This window comes from Pseudomonas sp. AL10 (genome assembly GCF_029960685.1).
In the GTDB taxonomy this organism is placed as follows: domain Bacteria; phylum Pseudomonadota; class Gammaproteobacteria; order Pseudomonadales; family Pseudomonadaceae; genus Aquipseudomonas; species Aquipseudomonas lactis.
In genome coordinates this window covers 263,286-282,742 of the sequence record NZ_JASBQZ010000003.1, presented here as the reverse complement: position 1 = coordinate 282,742, position 19,457 = coordinate 263,286, and the positions used below count along the sequence as shown (strand labels likewise).

The 19,457-nt window shown below is 61.8% G+C and carries 21 protein-coding genes and 1 riboswitch; of the genes, 5 read left to right on the top strand and 16 right to left on the bottom strand.

The window, feature by feature from the left end:
- Positions 1-14: 14 nt before the first annotated feature.
- The 11 genes from QK296_RS05745 to cobO form a co-directional block, all read right to left on the bottom strand.
- Complete coding sequence (locus QK296_RS05745; protein ID WP_003193031.1) at positions 15-419, bottom strand: MarR family winged helix-turn-helix transcriptional regulator; 405 nt, start codon at positions 417-419, stop codon at positions 15-17.
- 42 nt (positions 420-461) lie between these two features.
- On the bottom strand, positions 462-1,190 hold the full coding sequence (locus QK296_RS05740; RefSeq protein WP_034136223.1) for an adenosylcobinamide-GDP ribazoletransferase: 729 nt from the start codon (positions 1,188-1,190) through the stop codon (positions 462-464).
- Positions 1,191-1,192: 2 nt separating this feature from the next.
- Positions 1,193-1,768, bottom strand: coding sequence for an alpha-ribazole phosphatase family protein (gene cobC / locus QK296_RS05735; protein WP_282390701.1), 576 nt, complete (start codon positions 1,766-1,768; stop codon positions 1,193-1,195).
- Positions 1,765-2,820 (bottom strand): nicotinate-nucleotide--dimethylbenzimidazole phosphoribosyltransferase, encoded by a 1,056-nt coding sequence (gene cobT, locus QK296_RS05730; RefSeq protein ID WP_282390700.1) that lies wholly within the window; start codon positions 2,818-2,820, stop codon positions 1,765-1,767. Before cobT ends, cobC begins: the two co-directional genes overlap by 4 nt.
- Positions 2,817-3,338 (bottom strand): bifunctional adenosylcobinamide kinase/adenosylcobinamide-phosphate guanylyltransferase, encoded by a 522-nt coding sequence (gene cobU / locus QK296_RS05725; protein WP_003193037.1) that lies wholly within the window; start codon positions 3,336-3,338, stop codon positions 2,817-2,819. The genes cobT and cobU overlap by 4 nt, the downstream gene beginning before the upstream one ends.
- A gap of 202 nt (positions 3,339-3,540) precedes the next feature.
- On the bottom strand, positions 3,541-4,992 hold the full coding sequence (locus QK296_RS05720; RefSeq protein ID WP_003193038.1) for a cobyric acid synthase: 1,452 nt from the start codon (positions 4,990-4,992) through the stop codon (positions 3,541-3,543).
- Positions 4,989-5,978, bottom strand: coding sequence for a threonine-phosphate decarboxylase CobD (gene cobD / locus QK296_RS05715; RefSeq protein WP_094774031.1), 990 nt, complete (start codon positions 5,976-5,978; stop codon positions 4,989-4,991). The genes QK296_RS05720 and cobD overlap by 4 nt, the downstream gene beginning before the upstream one ends.
- Positions 5,971-6,879 (bottom strand): adenosylcobinamide-phosphate synthase CbiB, encoded by a 909-nt coding sequence (gene cbiB, locus QK296_RS05710; protein ID WP_137205165.1) that lies wholly within the window; start codon positions 6,877-6,879, stop codon positions 5,971-5,973. Before cbiB ends, cobD begins: the two co-directional genes overlap by 8 nt.
- A complete protein-coding gene (gene bluB / locus QK296_RS05705; RefSeq protein ID WP_034136132.1) occupies positions 6,876-7,526 on the bottom strand; it encodes a 5,6-dimethylbenzimidazole synthase in 651 nt (216 codons plus the stop codon). The genes cbiB and bluB overlap by 4 nt, the downstream gene beginning before the upstream one ends.
- Positions 7,523-8,905, bottom strand: a complete 1,383-nt coding sequence (locus QK296_RS05700) for a cobyrinate a,c-diamide synthase (RefSeq protein ID WP_137205164.1) — start codon at positions 8,903-8,905, stop codon at positions 7,523-7,525. The genes bluB and QK296_RS05700 overlap by 4 nt, the downstream gene beginning before the upstream one ends.
- Positions 8,902-9,513 (bottom strand): cob(I)yrinic acid a,c-diamide adenosyltransferase, encoded by a 612-nt coding sequence (gene cobO, locus QK296_RS05695; protein WP_003193046.1) that lies wholly within the window; start codon positions 9,511-9,513, stop codon positions 8,902-8,904. Before cobO ends, QK296_RS05700 begins: the two co-directional genes overlap by 4 nt.
- Before the next feature lie 75 nt (positions 9,514-9,588).
- A riboswitch (cobalamin riboswitch) is annotated at positions 9,589-9,836 on the bottom strand.
- A gap of 99 nt (positions 9,837-9,935) precedes the next feature.
- Here cobO and QK296_RS05690 point away from each other — a divergent pair.
- The gene (locus QK296_RS05690) at positions 9,936-11,249 is read left to right on the top strand and encodes a sorbosone dehydrogenase family protein (protein WP_034136135.1); all 1,314 of its coding nucleotides are present in this window, start codon (positions 9,936-9,938) and stop codon (positions 11,247-11,249) included.
- A 123-nt stretch (positions 11,250-11,372) separates the two neighbouring features.
- Here the strand turns inward: QK296_RS05690 and QK296_RS05685 are convergent, their stop codons facing one another.
- The 5 genes from QK296_RS05685 to QK296_RS05665 form a co-directional block, all read right to left on the bottom strand.
- Positions 11,373-11,912, bottom strand: coding sequence for a C40 family peptidase (locus QK296_RS05685; RefSeq protein WP_003193049.1), 540 nt, complete (start codon positions 11,910-11,912; stop codon positions 11,373-11,375).
- A 144-nt stretch (positions 11,913-12,056) separates the two neighbouring features.
- Positions 12,057-12,686, bottom strand: a complete 630-nt coding sequence (locus QK296_RS05680; RefSeq protein WP_003193051.1) for an NlpC/P60 family protein — start codon at positions 12,684-12,686, stop codon at positions 12,057-12,059.
- A gap of 209 nt (positions 12,687-12,895) precedes the next feature.
- Positions 12,896-13,600, bottom strand: coding sequence for a DnaA regulatory inactivator Hda (hda, locus tag QK296_RS05675; protein WP_003193052.1), 705 nt, complete (start codon positions 13,598-13,600; stop codon positions 12,896-12,898).
- A 203-nt stretch (positions 13,601-13,803) separates the two neighbouring features.
- Positions 13,804-14,877 carry an AI-2E family transporter gene (locus QK296_RS05670; protein ID WP_003193054.1) on the bottom strand — a complete coding sequence of 358 codons (1,074 nt, stop codon included), beginning with the start codon at positions 14,875-14,877 and terminating at the stop codon, positions 13,804-13,806.
- Between the two features lie 55 nt (positions 14,878-14,932).
- The gene (locus tag QK296_RS05665; RefSeq protein ID WP_003193058.1) at positions 14,933-15,973 is read right to left on the bottom strand and encodes a DUF2066 domain-containing protein; all 1,041 of its coding nucleotides are present in this window, start codon (positions 15,971-15,973) and stop codon (positions 14,933-14,935) included.
- A 341-nt stretch (positions 15,974-16,314) separates the two neighbouring features.
- Between QK296_RS05665 and purM the strand changes: the two genes are divergently transcribed.
- From purM to QK296_RS05645, 4 genes are all read left to right on the top strand, one after another.
- Positions 16,315-17,373 carry a phosphoribosylformylglycinamidine cyclo-ligase gene (gene purM / locus QK296_RS05660; RefSeq protein ID WP_014719398.1) on the top strand — a complete coding sequence of 353 codons (1,059 nt, stop codon included), beginning with the start codon at positions 16,315-16,317 and terminating at the stop codon, positions 17,371-17,373.
- Positions 17,373-18,023 (top strand): phosphoribosylglycinamide formyltransferase, encoded by a 651-nt coding sequence (purN, locus tag QK296_RS05655; RefSeq protein ID WP_003193061.1) that lies wholly within the window; start codon positions 17,373-17,375, stop codon positions 18,021-18,023. Before purM ends, purN begins: the two co-directional genes overlap by 1 nt.
- An 8-nt stretch (positions 18,024-18,031) precedes the next feature.
- Entirely contained in the window at positions 18,032-18,745 is a 714-nt protein-coding gene (locus QK296_RS05650) for a DUF3108 domain-containing protein (protein WP_003193062.1), read from the top strand.
- A gap of 364 nt (positions 18,746-19,109) precedes the next feature.
- Entirely contained in the window at positions 19,110-19,298 is a 189-nt protein-coding gene (locus tag QK296_RS05645) for a hypothetical protein (protein WP_003193064.1), read from the top strand.
- Positions 19,299-19,457 lie beyond the last annotated feature (159 nt).

Here is a 19,457-nt window from a genome sequence, read left to right as displayed (position 1 = left end):
GAACAAACCGCCGTTCAGGCGAGTTCATCCAGCAAGGCCAACAACATTTCGCGCTTTTCGGCGCCAAGCTTATCAATCAGTTTCTGTTGCGCTGCTTCCCACGCCGGCAACGCAGCGGCCAGCCTTTCATGACCGGCGTCAGTCAACACCACCAGGCGGTTGCGCAAATCGTCGCCCTCCACCAATTGCACTAGCCCCTCACCTTCCAGGACACGCAGGTTGCGCCCCAGGGTGCTGCGATCCAGGCCCATGGCGTCCGCCAGGCTGGAAATGCTCGGCTGGTCGAGACGCTGCAGGTTGCACAACAGAGAATACTGGGCAACGTTGATCCCGAAGCCGTCGAGAGCGCCGTCGTAGTGCCTGCTGACGCCACGGGCGGCGCGTCGCAGGTTGGTGCATAAACATTGGGAGGCAAGCATAGAGCGTGTATATACCCGGAGTTAACCAATTGCAAGAAAGCGTTACAACGCCAGCCCGACCAGCACCGCGACTTCAAGCAGCTCCAGCAGTGCGCCAGCGGTGTCGCCCGTGGTGCCGCCCAGACGCTTGACCATCAACTGGCGCAGCCACACGAAACACAATGCCGCCAGCAACACCGCGATGCCGCCGTTGAAACCGCCGATCAGGATACAGGCCAAGCCGCTGAGGATCAGCACCTGTTGGCCGACAATTCGCGGCAGATGGTCTGACAGTGCCTGGCCCAATCCGCCCGCCCGCACATAGCGCGTGGTGAGAAACAGCGCCAGCATCGAAGCGCGTCCGATCAGGGGCGCCAGGATCAAGGCGGTGCCATTGTGTTGTTCGATCAACGCCACCAAGGCGCTGAACTTGAGCAGCAGCACCAAGCCCAGGGTGACCACCGCAATCGGGCCACTGCGCGGGTCTTTCATGATGCTGAGGGTGCGTTCGCGGTCGCCAAAGCCACCCAGCCAGGCATCGGCGCTGTCGGCGAGGCCGTCCAGGTGCAAGCCACCGCTGAGCAACACCCAGGCCGTGAGCAGCAACGCGGCGTGCAACAGCAATGGGGCGCCCAGCAACACCTGGTTGAGGCCCCATAACAACACACCGAACAGCAGCCCAACCAGCGGATAAAACAGCAACGAACGACCGAGCTCTTGAGGCTGTGGCATGCCCGGCAAGCGAATGGGCAGACTGCTGAGAAATTGCAGGGCGATCCAGAACGGCAGCATCATCAGCGTCCTTCCTTCAACACGCCATCGGCTTCAACCAGCAGGCCGAACAAGGCGCCGTGACCCACTTCGACATTCAGCAGTTGCTCACGGGGCAACCCTCGCGCCTGGGCCAGCAGCAGGCGCATTACACCACCATGACTGATCAACAGCACGCGCTGGCCAGCATAGGCCTGACGCAGCCGGGCGACAGCGCCAAGCACGCGCTCGGAAAACCGGATGACCGGCTCGCCTTCCGGCGGAGTGAAGGCATAGGGATTGGCCCAGAACAAGCCCAGCCCTTGGGCATCGGTGTCCATCAACGCGGCCGCGCTCTGCCCTTCCCAGGCGCCGAAGTGCAGCTCCTGCAAGTCAGGCTCCAGGCTCACCGGCACATCGAGCTGTGCCCCCAACTTCTGGGCAAACAGGGCGCAGCGTTGCAGGGGTGAGCTGATCAGCCGATCCCATGGCCCCTGCCCCACCACTGCGTCGCGCATCTGCTGCCAGCCGTTGGCGGTCAGCGCATCGTCCAGGCTGCCACGCAGGCCGCCGCCCAGTTCGGTTTCGCCGTGGCGCAGCAGGTCCAGGCGCAAGGTCATGCGGGGCGATCCGCCACGGCGGCCTCGGCGAACGTCGCCATCTGCCCGTGCAGCGCACACGCCAGGCGCAACAAGGGCACCGCCAACGCGGCGCCGCTGCCTTCGCCCAGGCGCAGGCCCAGTTCCAGCAACGGCTGCGCATCGAGGGTGTGCAGCACATGGCGATGGCCCGGCTCGGCGCCGCGATGGCCGAACACTAGCCATTCGCGGCATGCCGGGTTCAAGCGCACCGCTACCAGCGCGGCCACGCTGCAGATGAACCCATCCACCAGCACCACGATGCCTTCCTGGGCGCAGGCCAGGTAGGCGCCGACCAGCGCGGCTATTTCAAAACCGCCGAGATTGAACAGGGTTTGCAGCGCATCACTGCGCTGGCCGGCGTGCAACGCCAAGGCCCGTTCAATGACCGCGACCTTGTGGCTGACCCCAGCAGCGTTCAAACCGGTGCCAGGGCCTGTGAGGTCAGTGACCTGGCAATCCAGCAATGCGCAAGCCAAGGCACTGGCCGCGGTGGTGTTGCCGATGCCCATCTCGCCGCCGATAAACAACTGCGCACCGCTTTGCAGGGCGCGGCGTGCGCTGTCTCGCCCGGCGTTCAGGGCCAGTTGCCCTTGGGCCTGGGTCATCGCCGGGCCATGGACGAAATTGGCCGTGCCCGCGCCGATATTCAGGTGATGAACGCCGGGCAAATCCAAGGACGGCGTGACGGTGCCGAGGTCGACCACTTCCAATTGCGCTTGCAGTTGCCGCGCCAGCACGCTGATTGCCGCACCACCGGTGACGAAGTTTTGCAGCATCTGGCCAGTGACCGCCTGGGGAAATGCCGATACACCTTCAGCGACCACACCGTGATCGCCAGCAAAAATCGCGATCCACAGGTGTTCTACCGAGGGCTTGGCCTGGCCTTGCAAACCTGCCAGCTGCACCGCCAGCGCTTCCAACTGGCCGAGGGAGCCGGCGGGTTTGGTCAACTGCTGCTGACGCGCCAGCGCCTGTTCGTGGGCCGTGGCATCAATGGTCTTGCAGGGGTTGAGCCACCAGGAATCGGTCATAACGCAGTACCTTTCAAAGTCAGGGGCAGGCCGGCAACCGTCAGCACAACGCGCTGACATTGCTCGGCCAGGGCTTGATGCAGCCAACCGGCTTCATCCACATAGCGGCGAGTCAATTCGCCCAGCGGCACGACACCCAGACCGGTCTCGTTGCTGACAAAAATGATTTCCCCCGGCAGCGAGGCCAGGGTTTGCAGCAGGTGATCACGCTCGGATGCAAGGCGCGCCGGGTCTTCGAGCATCAGCAGGTTGGTGAGCCATAAGGTCAGGCAATCCACCAGCAGGCAGCGATCAGTGGCGGCGTTTTCACGCAGCACGCGCGCCAGGTCGATGGGTTCTTCAACCAGGCCCCAATGGTCGGGCCGACGCTGGCGGTGCAGCGCGACGCGCTCGTTCATCTCACCGTCGAGAGGTTGGCTGGTGGCGATATAAATGACGGCAAGCCCGCTCTGTGCGGCAAGCTTTTCGGCCAGGCGGCTCTTGCCCGAACGGGCGCCGCCGAGGATCAATTGATGCATGCAAAGACCCCTGGTAAACCATGTGGAAGCGGGCTTGCTCGCGAATAGGGTGTGTCAGTGAATGCAGCCATGGCTGACCCAACGCATTCGCGAGCAAGCCTGCTCCCACAGTTAGATTGTGGTGCGTCAGGTGGACATGAGGCGGCCGCCAGGGCGCTATCGCAGGCAAGCCAGCTCCCACGATGGGGTCGTGTAAACATCTTCAGATCCCACATAGCTTGCGTAATAAATCGGTATCCAGGTGATGCTCCACCAAGTCCGCCAAGCGCTCGATATCGCGCTCGCGCAGGCCGTGATAATTCACCTCTTGTACGTCCTGCAACCCGGCCCAACGCAGCAAGGCGCTGCACGCTGCCGGGGTCTCGAATAAGCCGTGCAGGTAGGTGCCTAGAATTTGCCCATCGGGGCTCTGCGCGCCATCGCTGCGGCCATCATCCAGCAGCACCGCAGCATTGGATAAGGCAGCACCGGCAGTTACCCCCGCATGGATCTCATAACCGCTGACTTCAGCATCTTCCAACACCAGACGCCCACGCACATTGCGCAGTTGTTTCTCTTGTTCAAGGGTGGTGCTGAATGCCAGCAACCCAAGGCCGGCACTGGAGCCAGCGAGCCCTTCCAGACCCAACGGGTCGTGGACGTGCTCGCCGAGCATCTGCAAACCGCCGCAGATCCCCAGCACCTTGCCGCCATAACGCAGATGCCGCGCTACGGCGGTGTCCCAGCCATTGGCACGCAGATAGGCCAGGTCACTGCGCACGCTTTTCGAGCCCGGCAGGATGATCAGGTCAGCGGCAGGTATCGCCTGGCCCGGCCCGACGAACTGCAAATCCACCTGGGGGTGCAAGCGCAGCGGGTCGAAGTCGGTATGGTTGCTGATGCGCGGGAGCACCGGCACCACTACCTTGAGCACCTGGGAGGCCTTGTCGATCTGGCGCTGGTCGATGCCGTCTTCTGCCTCCAGGTGCAGGTCCATCACGTAGGGCAGCACGCCGACCACCGGCTTGCCGGTGCGCGCTTCGAGCCAATCCAGCCCGGGTTGCAGTAACGCGATATCACCGCGAAAACGGTTGATGATGAAGCCCTTGACCCGCGCCTGCTCACTGGGCGACAGCAGTTCCAGGGTGCCGACCAGATGGGCGAACACGCCGCCGCGATTGATGTCTGCGATCAACAGCACCGGGCAGTCCACCGCCTCGGCGAAGCCCATGTTGGCGATGTCATTGGCGCGCAGGTTGATCTCGGCCGGGGAGCCCGCGCCTTCCACCATCACCACCGGGTAGGCCTCACTCAAGCGCGCGTGGGAGGCCAACACCGCTTGCATCGCAATGGCTTTGTAGTCGTGGTAGGCCACGGCATTCATGCTGGTAACGGCACGGCCATGGATGATCACTTGGGCGCCGGTGTCGCTGTTGGGCTTGAGCAACACAGGGTTCATGTCGGTGTGGGGCGCCAGGTTGGCGGCCTGGGCCTGCACCGCCTGGGCGCGGCCGATCTCGCCGCCTTCGGCGGTCACCGCGCTGTTGAGCGCCATGTTCTGCGGTTTGAACGGTGCCACCGCGACGCCCTGGCGTACCAGCCAGCGACACAGCGCGGTCACCAGGGTGCTTTTGCCGGCGTCAGAGGTGGTGCCCTGCACCATCAACGTGGTCATGTGGCGTCCTTGTAGGCGGCCAGGGCTTCGTCAAGGCGCAGCCAGTCGGCGTCGGTGTCGGGCAGGCCCAAGCGCACGCTGCTGTTGTGCACAAACAGGCGCAGCAGGATGCCGCGCTGGGCCATGAATTCGTACAGCCGTTCAGCGTGGGGGGTAATCAACCACTGGAACAAGGCGCAGCCGCCGTGAGGTTGAAGGCCGCGGCGCTCAAGCAACTCGAACAGACGCTGGCCGGCTGCGATGCAACGACTGCGCTGGCGCGCATGCCCGGCGGTATCGCGCAGGCACACTTGGCCCAGCACCCGCGTCGGCCCACTGACGGCCCAGGGCCCGACCTGTTCGGCCAACAGCTTGAGCAACTTGCGCTCGGCCAGCACAAAGCCCAGGCGCACGCCGGCCAGGCCGAAGAACTTGCCGAATGAGCGCAGCACGATCAAGCCGACCTGATCGGCATGGCTGGCCAGGCTCAAGTCCGGGGTTACGTCAATAAACGCCTCGTCCACCACCAGCCAGCCACCACGTTGGGCCAACCGCGCATGCCAATCCAGCAGGCGCTGCGGGCTCAGGCTCAAGCCCGTGGGGTTGTTGGGGTTGACCACGACTAGCACGTCGAGGCTGTCGAGAAAGAAGTCGACTTCCTGCTCCTGCACTTCGCGCACCACATAACCGGCGCGGCGCCAGGCTTCGGCGTGCTCGGCGTAACAGGGCGAAAGCACGCCGACCTTGCCGGAACGACGCAGGCGCGGCAGCAGTTGGATCGCCGCCTGGGAGCCCGGCACCGGCAGCAACGGGCCGGCGCCGTAGTACTCGCTGGCAGCCTTCTCCAAACCGTCATCGGTTTCCGGCAAGCGCGCCCAGGCACGCAAGGGAATCTCGGGAATCGGCCACGGCCAGGGCGCCAGGCCGCTGGACAGGTCGAGCCAATCCGCTTCGGCAATGCCGTACTCAATCGCGGCCTTACGCAGCCGACCACCATGTTCAAGCATAGATTTGCGCCCCCACGCACAGGACCAGCAGCCACAACCATACGCCGCGCTGCACCAGTTGCCAGCCGCGATCAATGGAATCGGCGTCGGCCGGCGGGCCTTCGCCCAATGGCGGGCGCTGGTGCACCTCGCCGTGATAAATCGCCGCGCCGCCGAGCTCCACACCCAAGGCGCCGGCCCCTGCCGCCATCACCGGGCCGGCGTTGGGGCTGTCCCAAGTCGGGCCCTGGGTGCGCCAGCATTTGAGCGCCAGGCGGGTTTTACCCAATAACGCGTAGGTTAAGGCCACCAAACGCGCAGGAATATAGTTGAGCACATCGTCGATCCTGGCGGCTGCCCAGCCGAAGCGCTCAAAGCGCTCATTGCGATAGCCCCACATGGCGTCCAGGGTGTTGCTCAAGCGATAGAGCACCACGCCCGGCACACCGGCTACCACAAACCAGAACAACGCGGCGAATACCGCATCGCTGCCGTTCTCCAGCACCGATTCGGTGGCAGCTCGGGCGACTTCAGTGCGGTCCAGTTCGCTGGTCTGGCGGCTGACCAGGTAACTCACACGGGTGCGCGCTTCGTCCAGATCATCACGGCGCAGGGCCTGGGTCACTGGGGTTACGTGCTCACCCAGGCTGCGCATGCCCAGGGCGCAGTACAACGCCATAATCTCCAGCAGCCAGCCGATATAGGGCGCCCACGACAACGCCGTGGCCAGCAGGGTCAGCGGCACCACGGCGATAAACCACGCGGTCACGCCATGGCTGCGCCAGCCACGCCCACCGCTATTGAAGCGTTGCTCGATGCGCCCGGCGAAATTGCCGAACGCCACCAGCGGATGCCAGCGCCTGGGCTCACCCAGCAGCGCATCCAGCGCCACCGCAGCCACACACAGCAAGGCCACACTCATTGACTCACTCCCCACGTGTTTTCATACAGCATGTCACTTAGCGGTCGCGGCTCGGCCCAGCCTTCCAGCTGCAACATCGGTGCCGGGTAAAACTCGGCCACCGGCCCCAGGCACAACACAGCCAGGGGTTTTGCGCCGGGCGGCAAGCCCAGCAGCTCGGCCAGGGCCTGGGGATCGAACAGCGAAACCCAGCCCATGCCCAATCCTTCCACGCGCGCCGCCAACCACAGGTTCTGGATCGCGCAGGAGAGCGAGGCCATGTCCATTTCCGGCAAGGTGCGGCGCCCGAAGATATGGCGCTCGCGGTCGTCCATCAGCGCTGCGACCAGTACCTCGGCACAGTCGTTGATGCCTTCGACCTTGAGTTTCATGAACGCATCGGAGCGCTCGCCCAATGCTTCGGCTGTGCGTACGCGCTCTTCTTCCACCAACTGTTGAATCTGGCTGCGCAGCGGGCGATCGCTGATGCGGATAAAACGCCACGGCTGCATCAGGCCGACGCTGGGCGCCTGGTGCGCGGCGTGGAGCAGGCGTTGCAGCAGTTCAGGCGCGACATTGCCGCCGCTGAAGTGGCGCATGTCGCGGCGTTCGGCGATGGCGCGGTAGACGGCCTGGCGGTCGGCCTCGGGGAAGGCGTTGTCAGTCATGGCCTCATCGGGGGCAAGCCCCCTCCCACATTTGGAATGCATTCCCCTGTGGGAGCTGGCTTGCCCGCGATAGCGGTCTCAAGGTCGGGCGCGAACAACGCGGCCACCGCGCCCGGATTCGACGGAAAATAAAAGTGCACATAGGACGCCGTCATCCGCCCCTGTCGATAGACCGCTTCAGCCCCGCGCCCGCCGTTAGGGCTCAGGCCACGGGCAATCGGCGCCCATTCGGTACTGGTCAGGGAATGGTGATAGGTATGCCCACGCAACGTGCCCTCCGGCAGCTCAACGCTTTGCAGCGCCAGGGCCGCGAGTTTCTTCTGCATCACCGCATCGCCTTGTAACAAGCCAACCAGTTCGGCGCGTGTACCCTCCACATCGGTCAACGAGTCGAGCAGATAGAGCATGCCACCGCATTCGGCGAGCAGCGGTTTGCCAGCGGCGTGATGAGCACGAATGGCGTCCAGCATCGCGGTATTGGCCGACAATGCCTGGTGGTGCAGTTCTGGATACCCGCCGGGCAGATAGAGGCTGTCAGCTTCGGGCAGTTGCCGATCATGGATCGGTGAGAAGAACTTCAGCTCCGCACCCATCGCCCGCAGCAAATCCAAACTGGCGCCGTAAGTAAAGGCAAAGGCTTCGTCACGGGCCACGGCAATACGCACACCGGCCAGCAAGGGTTCGGCTTCGATCACCTCGGGCGCGGCAAAGGTCACCGGCGGCGGCAGGGCCACTTCGCAGCTGCTGCCCAACGCCTGGGCGGCAGCGTCCAGGCGCACGTCAAGATCATTCAGTTCGCTGGCTTGCACCAGGCCCAGATGACGGCTGGGCAGTTCGATGCCGGTCTCGCGGGACAATGCACCGTACCAACGCAAGCCCTCGGTGAGGCTGCCTTCGAGCAATTGCGCATGGCGCAGGGTGCCGACGCGATTGGCCAGCACGCCGGCGAACGGCAGGTCGGGTTGATAGCGCGCCAACCCCAAAGCCAGGGCGCCGAACGTCTGGGCCATGGCGGTGCCATCGATCACACCCAGCACCGGTACACCGAAGTGTCGCGCCAGGTCAGCGCTGGAAGGCGTGCCGTCGAACAGGCCCATCACGCCTTCGATGAGAATCAGGTCGGCCTCCCCCGCCGCATCCCAGAGCAGACGGCGGCTTTCCTGCTCGCCCACCATCCACATGTCCAACTGGTACACCGGCGCGCCACTGGCACGCTCGTGGATCATCGGGTCGAGAAAGTCCGGCCCGCATTTGAACACGCGCACCTTGCGTCCCAGGTTGCGGTGCAAACGCGCCAGCGCGGCGGTGACCGTGGTTTTGCCCTGGCCGGACGCCGGAGCGGCGATCAATACGGCCGGGCAATGACGGGGCTGATTCAAAGTTCGACGCCTTTCTGTGCCTTGATACCGGCCTGGAACGCGTGCTTGAGCATGCCCATTTCGGTGACGGTGTCGCCCATTTCGATCAGTTCAGGCTTGGCGCCACGGCCGGTAACCACTACATGCTGCATGGGCGGGCGCGCTTGCAGGTCGCTGAGTACCTGGTCCAGGTCAAGGTAGCCGTGCTTGAGGGCGATGTTCAGTTCATCCAGCACCACCAAGCCGATGGAGGGGTCATTCAACATGGCCCGGGACACCGCCCAAGCCGCTTCGGCGGCGGCGATATCGCGCTGGCGGTCCTGGGTTTCCCAGGTGAAGCCTTCGCCCATCACATGAAAGTGCACCTGCTCGGGGAAGCGGCGGAAGAACAATTCTTCGCCGGTGCTGTTACGCCCCTTGATGAACTGCACCACACCGCATTGCATGCCATGGCCCATGGCTCGGGCCAGCATGCCGAACGCCGAACTGCTCTTGCCTTTGCCATTGCCGGTCAGCACCAGCAGCAGGCCGCACTCGTTGGGGGAATTGGCGATGCGCTCGTCAATCACGGCTTTTTTGCGCAGCATGCGCGCCAGGTGGCGTTCGTCGCGTTCGGGGGAATCAGTCATGGCAGCTCTCCGTTGGGGCTGGACAAAAACGGCGGGCAGGAAAAAAAAACAGACAGCCAAGCATCGCCCACCGTGATGCTGTTGGATGATCCAGGCCGGTCTCCGGGCTCATGAGTGGCGCTTTTGATAGCAAGCAGCCGAGGGTGCGCCTTCCCATATCGCACGCGATACAGTGGCAAACAGCACCGTCTTGACTCATTTACCGTTGCGGGGGCAGCGCCGGAATCGCGGCAGCACTGTGTACAAGTGCGCTCACTCACCGGCTTCCCTGTTTCACTCCGTCGACGCGTACGCCACAGAGCACCTGGAACAAGCCGCGAAGGTTAGTGGGTTGGGGGTGGAGCGTCAATTAAAGCTGGCCTTGGACTTGAACCATCCGCCGTTCGTGCTTCTCTACCCCTACAGGTATCAAGGAGAAAACCATGCCTAAAACCCGACTCGCCCTACTGATCATGTTCGCCGGTAGCCTCGCTGCGTGCGGCGAAAGCTCGACCCTGCAGGTCGCCGATGGCACCGGCCCCTCGCCCAAGCTGCCGGAGCCGAACAAGACGCTGATCCCCACCGTCAATATCGCCCCGGCCATCGGCTGGCCCGAAGGCGCCAAGCCCATCGCGGCCGCAGGCACCCAAGTGGCTGCGTTCGCCGAAGGCCTGGATCACCCGCGCTGGCTCTACGTGCTGCCCAACGGCGACGTGCTGGTGGCCGAGACCAATGCACCGCCCAAACCGGACGACGCCAAAGGCGTACGTGGCTGGGTGATGGAAAAAGTCATGGACCGCGCTGGCGCCGGGGTGCAGAGCCCGAACCGCATTACCTTGCTGCGCGATGCCGATCATGATGGCGTGGCAGAAACTCGCACGGTGTTCCTTGAGAATCTCAACTCGCCGTTTGGCATGACCCTGGTGGGCAACGACCTGTATGTGGCCGATTCGGATAAGTTGCTGCGCTTCCCCTATCAGCCGGGTGAAACCGCAATCACCTCCCCAGGCACAAAGGTGGTGGATTTACCCGGTGGCCCCTTGAACCACCACTGGACCAAAAATGTGGTGGCCAGCCAGGACGGCAGCAAGCTGTACGTGAGCGTCGGCTCCAACAGCAACGTCGGCGAAAACGGCCTGGAAGCCGAACAGGGCCGCGCCGCCATTTGGGAAGTCGACCGCGCCAGCGGCCAGCACCGCATTTTTGCCTCCGGCCTGCGCAACCCCAACGGCATGGCGTGGGAACCACAGAGCGGCAAGCTGTGGACGGCGGTCAACGAGCGCGATGAGATCGGCAGTGATCTGGTGCCGGACTACATCACCTCGGTCAAGGATGGTGGCTTCTACGGCTGGCCTTTCAGTTATTACGGCCAGCATGTGGATGTGCGTGTGACCCCGCAGAACCTGGACATGGTCGCCAAGGCCATCGCTCCGGACTATGCGGTAGGCCCTCATACCGCGTCGCTTGGGCTGACTTTCGCCGAGGGCAGCAAACTGCCCGCCCCCTTCAGTAATGGCGCATTTATCGGCCAGCATGGTTCCTGGAACCGCAAGCCGCACAGTGGCTACAAGGTGATTTTCGTTCCCTTCGAAGGGGGCCAGCCGAAAGGGCAACCGGTGGATGTGCTGACGGGGTTTCTTGATAGCGATGAGAAAGCCATGGGCCGGCCGGTCGGCGTGGTGATAGATCAACAGGGGGATTTGCTGGTGGCCGATGATGTGGGCAATAAGGTTTGGCGGGTGTCGGCTGTTAAGTAAATAACCACATACCAATGTGGGAGCGGGCTTGCCCGCGATTACGGTGGCCCAGCCAACTAAGCCGTTGACTGACACACTGCATTCGCGGGCAAGCCCGCTCCCACATTTTGGAGTTTTATTGATTCAGGGGTTACGCGCCAGATTCCCTGGCAACACGCGTTTGGCACTCAGGTAGGCATTCTGCCAATACGCTTTGGATAGCGTATCCAGCTTCACCGTACCGCCGGTTTGCGGCGCGTGTACGAAGCGCCCCTCCCCCACATAAATGCCCGCATGGCTGACCCGCGAACCACCACCGGTGGCGAAGAACAGCAGGTCGCCGGTCTGCAGGTTTTGTTCGCTGACGTCCTGGGCACGCATCACGATCAGTTCACGGGTGGTGCGCGGCAATGAGATGCCAGCAGCGTCGCGGAATACAAAGCCGATCAGGCCGCTGCAATCAAAACCCGAGTCCGGTGTGTTGCCGCCCCAGCGATAAGGCGTGCCGACCAGGCCCAGCGCACGAAAGAGCACGTCTTCGGCAGCTGGCGAGAAATTCTGGGTGGCATAGTTGAACACCGGCTTAGGCTTGACCGCGACGGGCGCGGGCGGCGGTGTGCGACTGGCGCAGGCGCTGAGCAGCGCGGCGCAAACAATAAGCATCAGGCGGGCCGAGGTCGACATGTGCAGAACAATCCTGGTCTGGATGCGGCTTTCGCTGCCGAACGTTGAAAACCAGAACGCGCAAGCAAAGCTCGCGCGAACGGATAACAACAATGTCCAGGGATTCTAGCGCTTACACGTCAAACTTCAAGTATCACTTTAACTTTACTTACTAGCGGTAACCGTCGTCGGGGCCATGGCGAGTGCGCGCTTGGCTTCGATGAAGGTTTTGCTCCAGTAGCTGTCACCGAGGTTATCGACCCGAACACCACCACTGCGGCGGCTGCTGGAATGAATAAACTGGTTATCGCCCAGGTAGATACCGGCGTGGCTGACACGACCGCGGCCACTGGTACTAAAGAAAAGCAGATCACCGGGCTTGAGGTTGTTTCGTGCGACCAACGGTGCATTCACGTTGATCATCTCGCGCGTGGAGCGCGGCAGGTTCATACCGGCTTCTTCACGAAACAGGTAGCCAATGAAACCGCTGCAATCAAAACCGGCTTCCGAGGTGCCGCCGAAACGGTAACGGGTACCGATCAAGGACATGCCGCGCTCAAGGATGCTGTCGGCCAGAAGTGGCAGCTGGTAAGGCTTGCTGTCGGAGAACTCGGCGAGTTCTTTTTCGGTTGCCACCTCTTCTTCATAAACAGAAGCAGACTGTGCAGCAACGAACTTTGCCTGATTTTGAACCTGTGGTTTTTGCTGTTCTGCCACCTGCTGAGGGTGGGAGGCGCAACCAAACAACAGGGTAACGAGTGCGAGAGGCACGAGGGGTGCGAAGCGATTTAGCATGGGCACGACCGTGGCTGATGTGTAAAGAAGCCGAGACTATGCCCTCTATCACATCGATTTGCAAATTCAATCGTGATCTATGTGACTTCCCGTTTCGACCGTGACATCTAAGCCGTGATTCCATTTATTGCTTCAGCTGCGTAGCCCTTAAGGCTCAAACGCAGGGTTTCTGACGCCTTGAAAATGCCGACATATGGAAAATCAAGACCTTACCAACCCAAGGTTTCTTTGAGGAAAGGGATCGTCAATTTTCTTTGCGCCTGTAAAGAAGCCTGGTCGAGTTGTTCAAGCAAATCGAACAGCGCACTCATGCTCCGGGTGCCACGGGTGAGAATAAAGTGCCCGACTTCGTCGGTCAGGTGCAGGCCACGACGCGAAGCACGCAGTTGCAGCGCACGCAGCTTGTCCTCGTCGGACAACGGGCGCATCTGGAAGATCAGCGCCAGGGTCAGCCGCGACTTGAGGTCGGCCAGCTTCACCGGCAGCTCGCGGGGCGAGGTAGAGGCCGCAATCAGCAGGCGTCGGCCGCTGTCGCGCAGGCGGTTGAACAGATGAAACAGCGCCTCTTCCCACTCTGCTTTGCCGGCCACTGCCTGCAAGTCGTCGAGACACACCAGTTCGTATTGCTCAAGGTTATCGAAGATGCCGATGCCGCGGTCCATCAACTCTGCCAGGGGCAGGTACACCGCCGGTTCGCCCATCTGTTCGAAACGCAGGCAAGCGGCCTGCAGCAGGTGGGTGCGCCCCACGCCATGCTTGCCCCACAGATAAATCAGGCTTTCAGTCCACCCGGCGTCGGCTTCGCAGAGCCGCTCGACATAGCCGAGTGCAGCGGCATTGGCGCCTGGGTAGTAGTTGATAAAGGTAGCGTCATCACGCAGACGCACACCTAGGGGCAGCTGAATCGGTTTCATGCTGACTGAACGGCTCCCATCGAACCGTTAGTGGCCTCTGTGTAAAGTTTGCAAAGTTTATACCCGTGACGCCGGGCGCACAATGCAGCAGACCACAAGCAAAATCAAAGGTTTGCGTTAACTCGCAGGTTTACGCGAATTGTTTGACGCACCCGGCGCCAATAACAACAAACCCGGCCAGGGCCGGGTTTGTGACATTGCGATTACAACTCGGGCTCATCCACCCCTGTGTAAACGTCCGAATCCTTGTACAGGTCGTGCACATGGCGCACCAGCACCATGATCACCGCCGCCACCGGCAACGCCAGCAGGATGCCGGTAAAGCCGAACAGCTCACCACCCGCCAGGATCGCAAAGATCACCGCCACCGGGTGCAGGCCAATTCGATCGCCCACCAGCAGTGGCGTCAGCACCATACCTTCCAAGGCCTGGCCGACCATGAACACCGCGACAATCCCCAGCATCGGGTACAGGTCGCCGCCAAACTGGAACAGCCCCGCCACCAACGCCGCGCCGATGCCGATCACAAAGCCCATGTAGGGCACGATGGCCGCCAGGCCCGCGATCAAGCCGATCAACAGTCCAAGCTCAAGGCCGATCGCCATCAGGCCCGCAGCGTAAATCACGCCCAGGGCCAGCATCACCAGCAACTGCCCGCGCACGAACGCGCCCAGCACCTCATGACACTCCGCCGCCAGTGAAACCACGCGCTCTTCGCGGTCACGGGGCAGCAGGCTGCGGATCTTGGCCATCATGATGTCCCAATCTCGCAGCAGGTAGAACGCCACCACCGGGATCAGCACCAGGTTGGTCAACCAGCCGATCAGCGCCAGGCTCGACGCGGTTGCCTGGCTGAGCACCACCGTGACGATATCGGTGGTCTTGTCCATATGCTCGCTGATGGCCGCCTTGACCTTGTCGAACTTCCAGAAGCCATCTGCCAGCCCGAACTTGGACTGGGCCCACGGCATTGCCGTGTGCTGCAACCAGTCGAGCATCTGCGGCGCCAGTTCATAAAGGCGGAACAGCTGCTTGGCCAACATCGGCACCAATATCAACACCAGCGCCGTGATGATCAACGTGAACAGCGCAAACACCGTGATCACGCCCCAGGTGCGCGACATGCCGACTTTTTCCAGGCGATCCACCACCGGATCGAACAGATAGGCGAGCAGCAGCGCCACCAGGAACGGCGTCAGGATCGAATGCAGCAAGAACACAAAAACGCACAGCAGGACAATCCCGCCAAGCCACACCCAACGACGCGTATCCGCCATAAACCACTCCATCTGTTATTTACGCCCTTCTTCTATATAGAAGGAGGAACACCGTTCACCAACGAAAACGCAGTTGCGCCTGAGGCTCAGGTGCAGCAGCCGGTTGCGCGCCATCGATCACAGCTGGCTGGGCCGGGGCTTCGCCAGCAGGAATTTCCTGCAGCTTGGCCAGGCTCAGTTGGGTGCGCAGTTGTTCGGCGCTGCCATTGACGCGATACACAATCCGGTTGCCATCCACTAACTGCGGCTGGCCGCCAAAGGGCTCGAGCAAACGACCCAGGGCGGCGTAGCGCTCCAGGTTCATGCCTTGCACTTCAAGCAGTTGCTCAGTGCTCACGCCCGGCTTGACGGCAAAGCGTGGCGCCAGCTTTTGACTGACCGCCAGCAAGACAGCGTCGGCGAGCGCGGCAGTGTCAGCGCCTTGGGCGGTGCCCTCTTCAGCCTTGTCGCCCAGCCACAGGCGCCATTTGGCCTGCCACTGGCTGCCTTCCTGGCGCGCATGCACCGCCAGCAACGCATCGGCACCGTAGCGCTCGGACGCTGCACGCAACGGCGTGGCGTCCGGACTCTCAAGATTCGGCGCGGTGGCAACTACCTGTTCATCCAGGTCTCCCAGCGGCAAGCGCAGCGGCAGCCCCCGGTGTTGCGCGGCCCGGCGCAGGGCCTGGGCCACGGCCTGGCCATCGCCGACCAGGCTGCTGCCTTCGGTTGAATCGTTCAGCCACCAACCCAGGATCGACGGCCGGTTGCTGCCCCAGATCGACAGGCCTGCATCACGCAAGGCACGGTCGGTGCTGACCGGGTCGAAGTCCACTTGCAGGCTTTCCGGCGGGCCGGCGTCGTAGCCGTACTGGCTGATGATTTGTTGCGGGTCTTTGCGGATAGCCGCCAGGCCCGGGCCATCGGCGGCCTTGGCGTCGCCGGTCAGGCGGATCACCAGGGTCTGCACGGCGCGCTGGGTGGCTTGGTCGCGCTCTTGGGGCGACTGGCTGCTGACCGGTTCGAGCACTTGATAGAGGCCATTGAGGGTTTCGGCATGACTCGCCAGGCTGACCAACGACAAACAGCCCACAAAGAAGAATTTACACAGACGCATGGAAGATTCCCGAACGACAAATTTAGCGGTTGGAACAGACCGCGTGATCTCGGTTTGGCAAGGCTGTGACACAGCGACCGGTAAAACATTCACAGGGTCCCGGTAAGTTTTCATACTGTCATAACGCTAGCGAGCTCAAGGCTATACCTTAATACGCACGATTACCGGCCCGATTTGCATTTTTTTGAGCTCATATGCCCTGCCCGTCGGCCCGAGGATGGCCGCTGCCCCTCAAGCCTGATAAAATCGCGCGCCTTCGCAGACCGTCAACGGCAGGGCCCTTTCCAAAAGCCCCCGCCCGCCCGGTCGTTACCCAGAAATCCCCCCTAAAGGCCTGGATCATGAGCAAGCAACCCTCCCTGAGCTACAAGGACGCCGGTGTAGACATCGACGCCGGTGAAGCATTGGTCGAACGCATCAAGAGCGTCGCCAAGCGCACTGCGCGCCCTGAAGTCATGGGTGGCCTGGGCGGTTTTGGCGCCCTCTGCGAAATCCCGGCCGGCTACAAGCAGCCTGTACTGGTGTCCGGCACCGACGGCGTGGGCACCAAGCTGCGCCTGGCCCTGAACCTGAACAAGCACGACAGCATCGGCATCGACCTGGTCGCCATGTGCGTCAACGACCTGGTGGTGTGCGGCGCCGAGCCGTTGTTCTTCCTCGATTACTACGCCACCGGCAAGCTCAATGTCGAGACCGCTACCCAGGTTGTGACCGGCATCGGCGCGGGCTGCGAACTGTCGGGTTGCTCCCTGGTGGGCGGTGAAACCGCTGAAATGCCAGGCATGTACGAAGGCGAAGACTACGACCTGGCCGGCTTCTGCGTGGGTGTGGTGGAAAAGGCCGAGATCATCGACGGCTCCAAAGTCGCTGCTGGTGACGCCCTGCTCGCCTTGCCATCGTCCGGCCCGCACTCCAACGGCTACTCGCTGATCCGCAAGATCATCGAAGTGTCCGGCGCCGACATCGAGAACATCCAGCTCGACGGCAAGCCACTGACCGACCTGCTGATGGCGCCGACCCGCATCTACGTCAAGCCATTGCTCAAGCTGATCAAGGACACCGGCGCCGTCAAGGCCATGGCCCACATTACCGGTGGCGGCCTGCTGGACAACATCCCGCGCGTCCTGCCAAAAGGCGCCCAGGCGATTGTCGACGTGGCCAGCTGGCAGCGCCCGGCAGTCTTCGATTGGCTGCAGGAAAAAGGCAACGTCAACGAAACCGAAATGCACCGCGTGCTCAACTGCGGCGTGGGCATGGTGATCTGCGTTGCGCAGGAACACGTTGAAACCGCACTGAACGTGCTGCGTGAAGCCGGCGAGCAACCTTGGGTCATTGGCCAGATCGCCACTGCGGCCGAAGGCGCAGCCCAGGTTGAACTGAAGAACCTCAAGGCTCACTGATGCCCCAGACCTGTGATGTCGTGGTGCTGCTTTCCGGCACCGGCAGTAACTTGCAGGCCCTGATCGACAGCACGCGCACCGGCGACAGCCCGGTGCGCATCGCTGCGGTGATTTCCAACCGCAGCGACGCCTACGGTCTGCAACGCGCCCGTGACGCGGGTATCGATACTCGCTCCCTGGATCACAAGGCGTTCGACGGTCGCGAGGCCTTCGACAGCGCCTTGATCGAACTGATCGACGCCTTCAACCCCAAACTCGTGGTCCTTGCCGGTTTCATGCGCATCCTCAGCGCAGATTTCGTCCGGCACTACGAAGGGCGCCTGCTCAATATCCACCCTTCCCTGCTGCCCAAGTACAAAGGCATGCACACCCACCAGCGCGCCCTCGACGCCGGCGACAGTGAGCATGGCTGCAGCGTGCACTTTGTGACCGAGGAACTCGATGGCGGGCCTCTGGTCGTACAGGCAGTGGTTCCGGTAGAGTCAGGCGACTCGGCGCAGACACTTGCGCAACGGGTTCATACCCAGGAACACAGGATTTACCCGCTGGCTGTTCGCTGGTTTGCCGAAGGACGGTTGATTCTTGGCGACCAGGGTGCATTATTGGACGGCCAGTTACTCGCGGCCAGCGGCCACTTGATTCGAACCTAGGAGATTTTATGCGTCGCGCCCTGCTTTTCGCTTTTGCGCTGTTCGCTTTGCCTGCCGTACAAGCGGCAGACCTTCACCCCTTCTCCGTCAGCTACACCGCCGACTGGAAACAACTGCCCATGAGCGGTTCGGCTGAACGCAGCCTGGCCAAGAATGGCGACGGTACCTGGACCTTGAATTTCAAGGCCTCGATGATGATCGCCAGCTTGACCGAAACCAGCGTGATCCTGTTCGACAAGGACACCCTGCAACCCAAGAGCTACAGCTTCGAACGCGGCGGCCTGGGCAAGGCGAAGAAGATCAACCTGGATTTCGACCAGAGCGCCAAAAAAGTCACCGGCTTTGAAAACAAAGACCCGGTCAATGTCACGCTCGAAAGCGGCATGCTCGACAAGTCCACCTACCAGCTTGCTCTGCAACGCGATGTTGCCGCGGGCAAAAAAAGCATGAGCTACCGCGTGGTTGAGGGTACCGATACCGATACCTACGACTTCCGCGTGATCGGCTCGGAAAAGGTCCAGACTAAGGTCGGTTCGATCGACGCGATCAAGGTCGAGCGCGTGCGTGATCCGTCCCAGAGCAAGCGCATCACCCAGATGTGGTTTGCCAAGGACCAGGGCGGTATCCTGGTTGCCCTGCGTCAGGTTGAGACCGATGGCAAGGAATACAACATCATGCTGCAGGATGGCACTGTTGACGGTAAGGCCGTCAAGGGTAGCTGATTGGGCTGATGTGCTGGAAAGAGCCTCGCTGAATGCGGGGCTTTTTTTTGCCTGGAATTTTAGGCGCGGCCACTACCGCTATCGCAGACAAGCCAGCTCCCACAGGGGAATGCATTTCAAGGTGGGAGCTGGCTTGCCTGCGATAGCGATACCGAGGTCAACCTAGCCGCCCTGAACATGAAACTTTTGTCATAAAGCCCCGGAGGTGGCGACGCAATGCCTCGGTTTACGCGGCCTGTAGCATTGTTGCGCTTTCTGCAATGAATTATTGCGCGCAAAATCAGTTTACTTAGCAAGCTAACAAATCATATAACAGAGGCCTGCGACGACTTGCCGCAGATCAACCAGAGATTGGAGCAAGCAGATGACTGTAAAAGTAACTGAACGCGACGATGAACATATGTCCCATGAAGCCGTAGGCCACGGGATTCACATCTGGGATGTCCATCAGCAAGACGTATTGGTCGGCATGTTTCACAACGAGAGCGACGCCCACAATTATAAAAACGAGCTCGAAACTCTCGAACTGCAACGCCAGGCAAAAAGCTCCTGAAGCTCTGAAATCATGTGGACGCCCGGCCCACGCAGCCGGGCCGTCTACAAGGAACCGCGCCTTTGGAGCGCGGTTTTTTTGTCAATAATCGCCATAAATTAATGTAACAAAAACACACACAAATAATGATTCTCGATATCATTCGTTCGCTTTTCATTC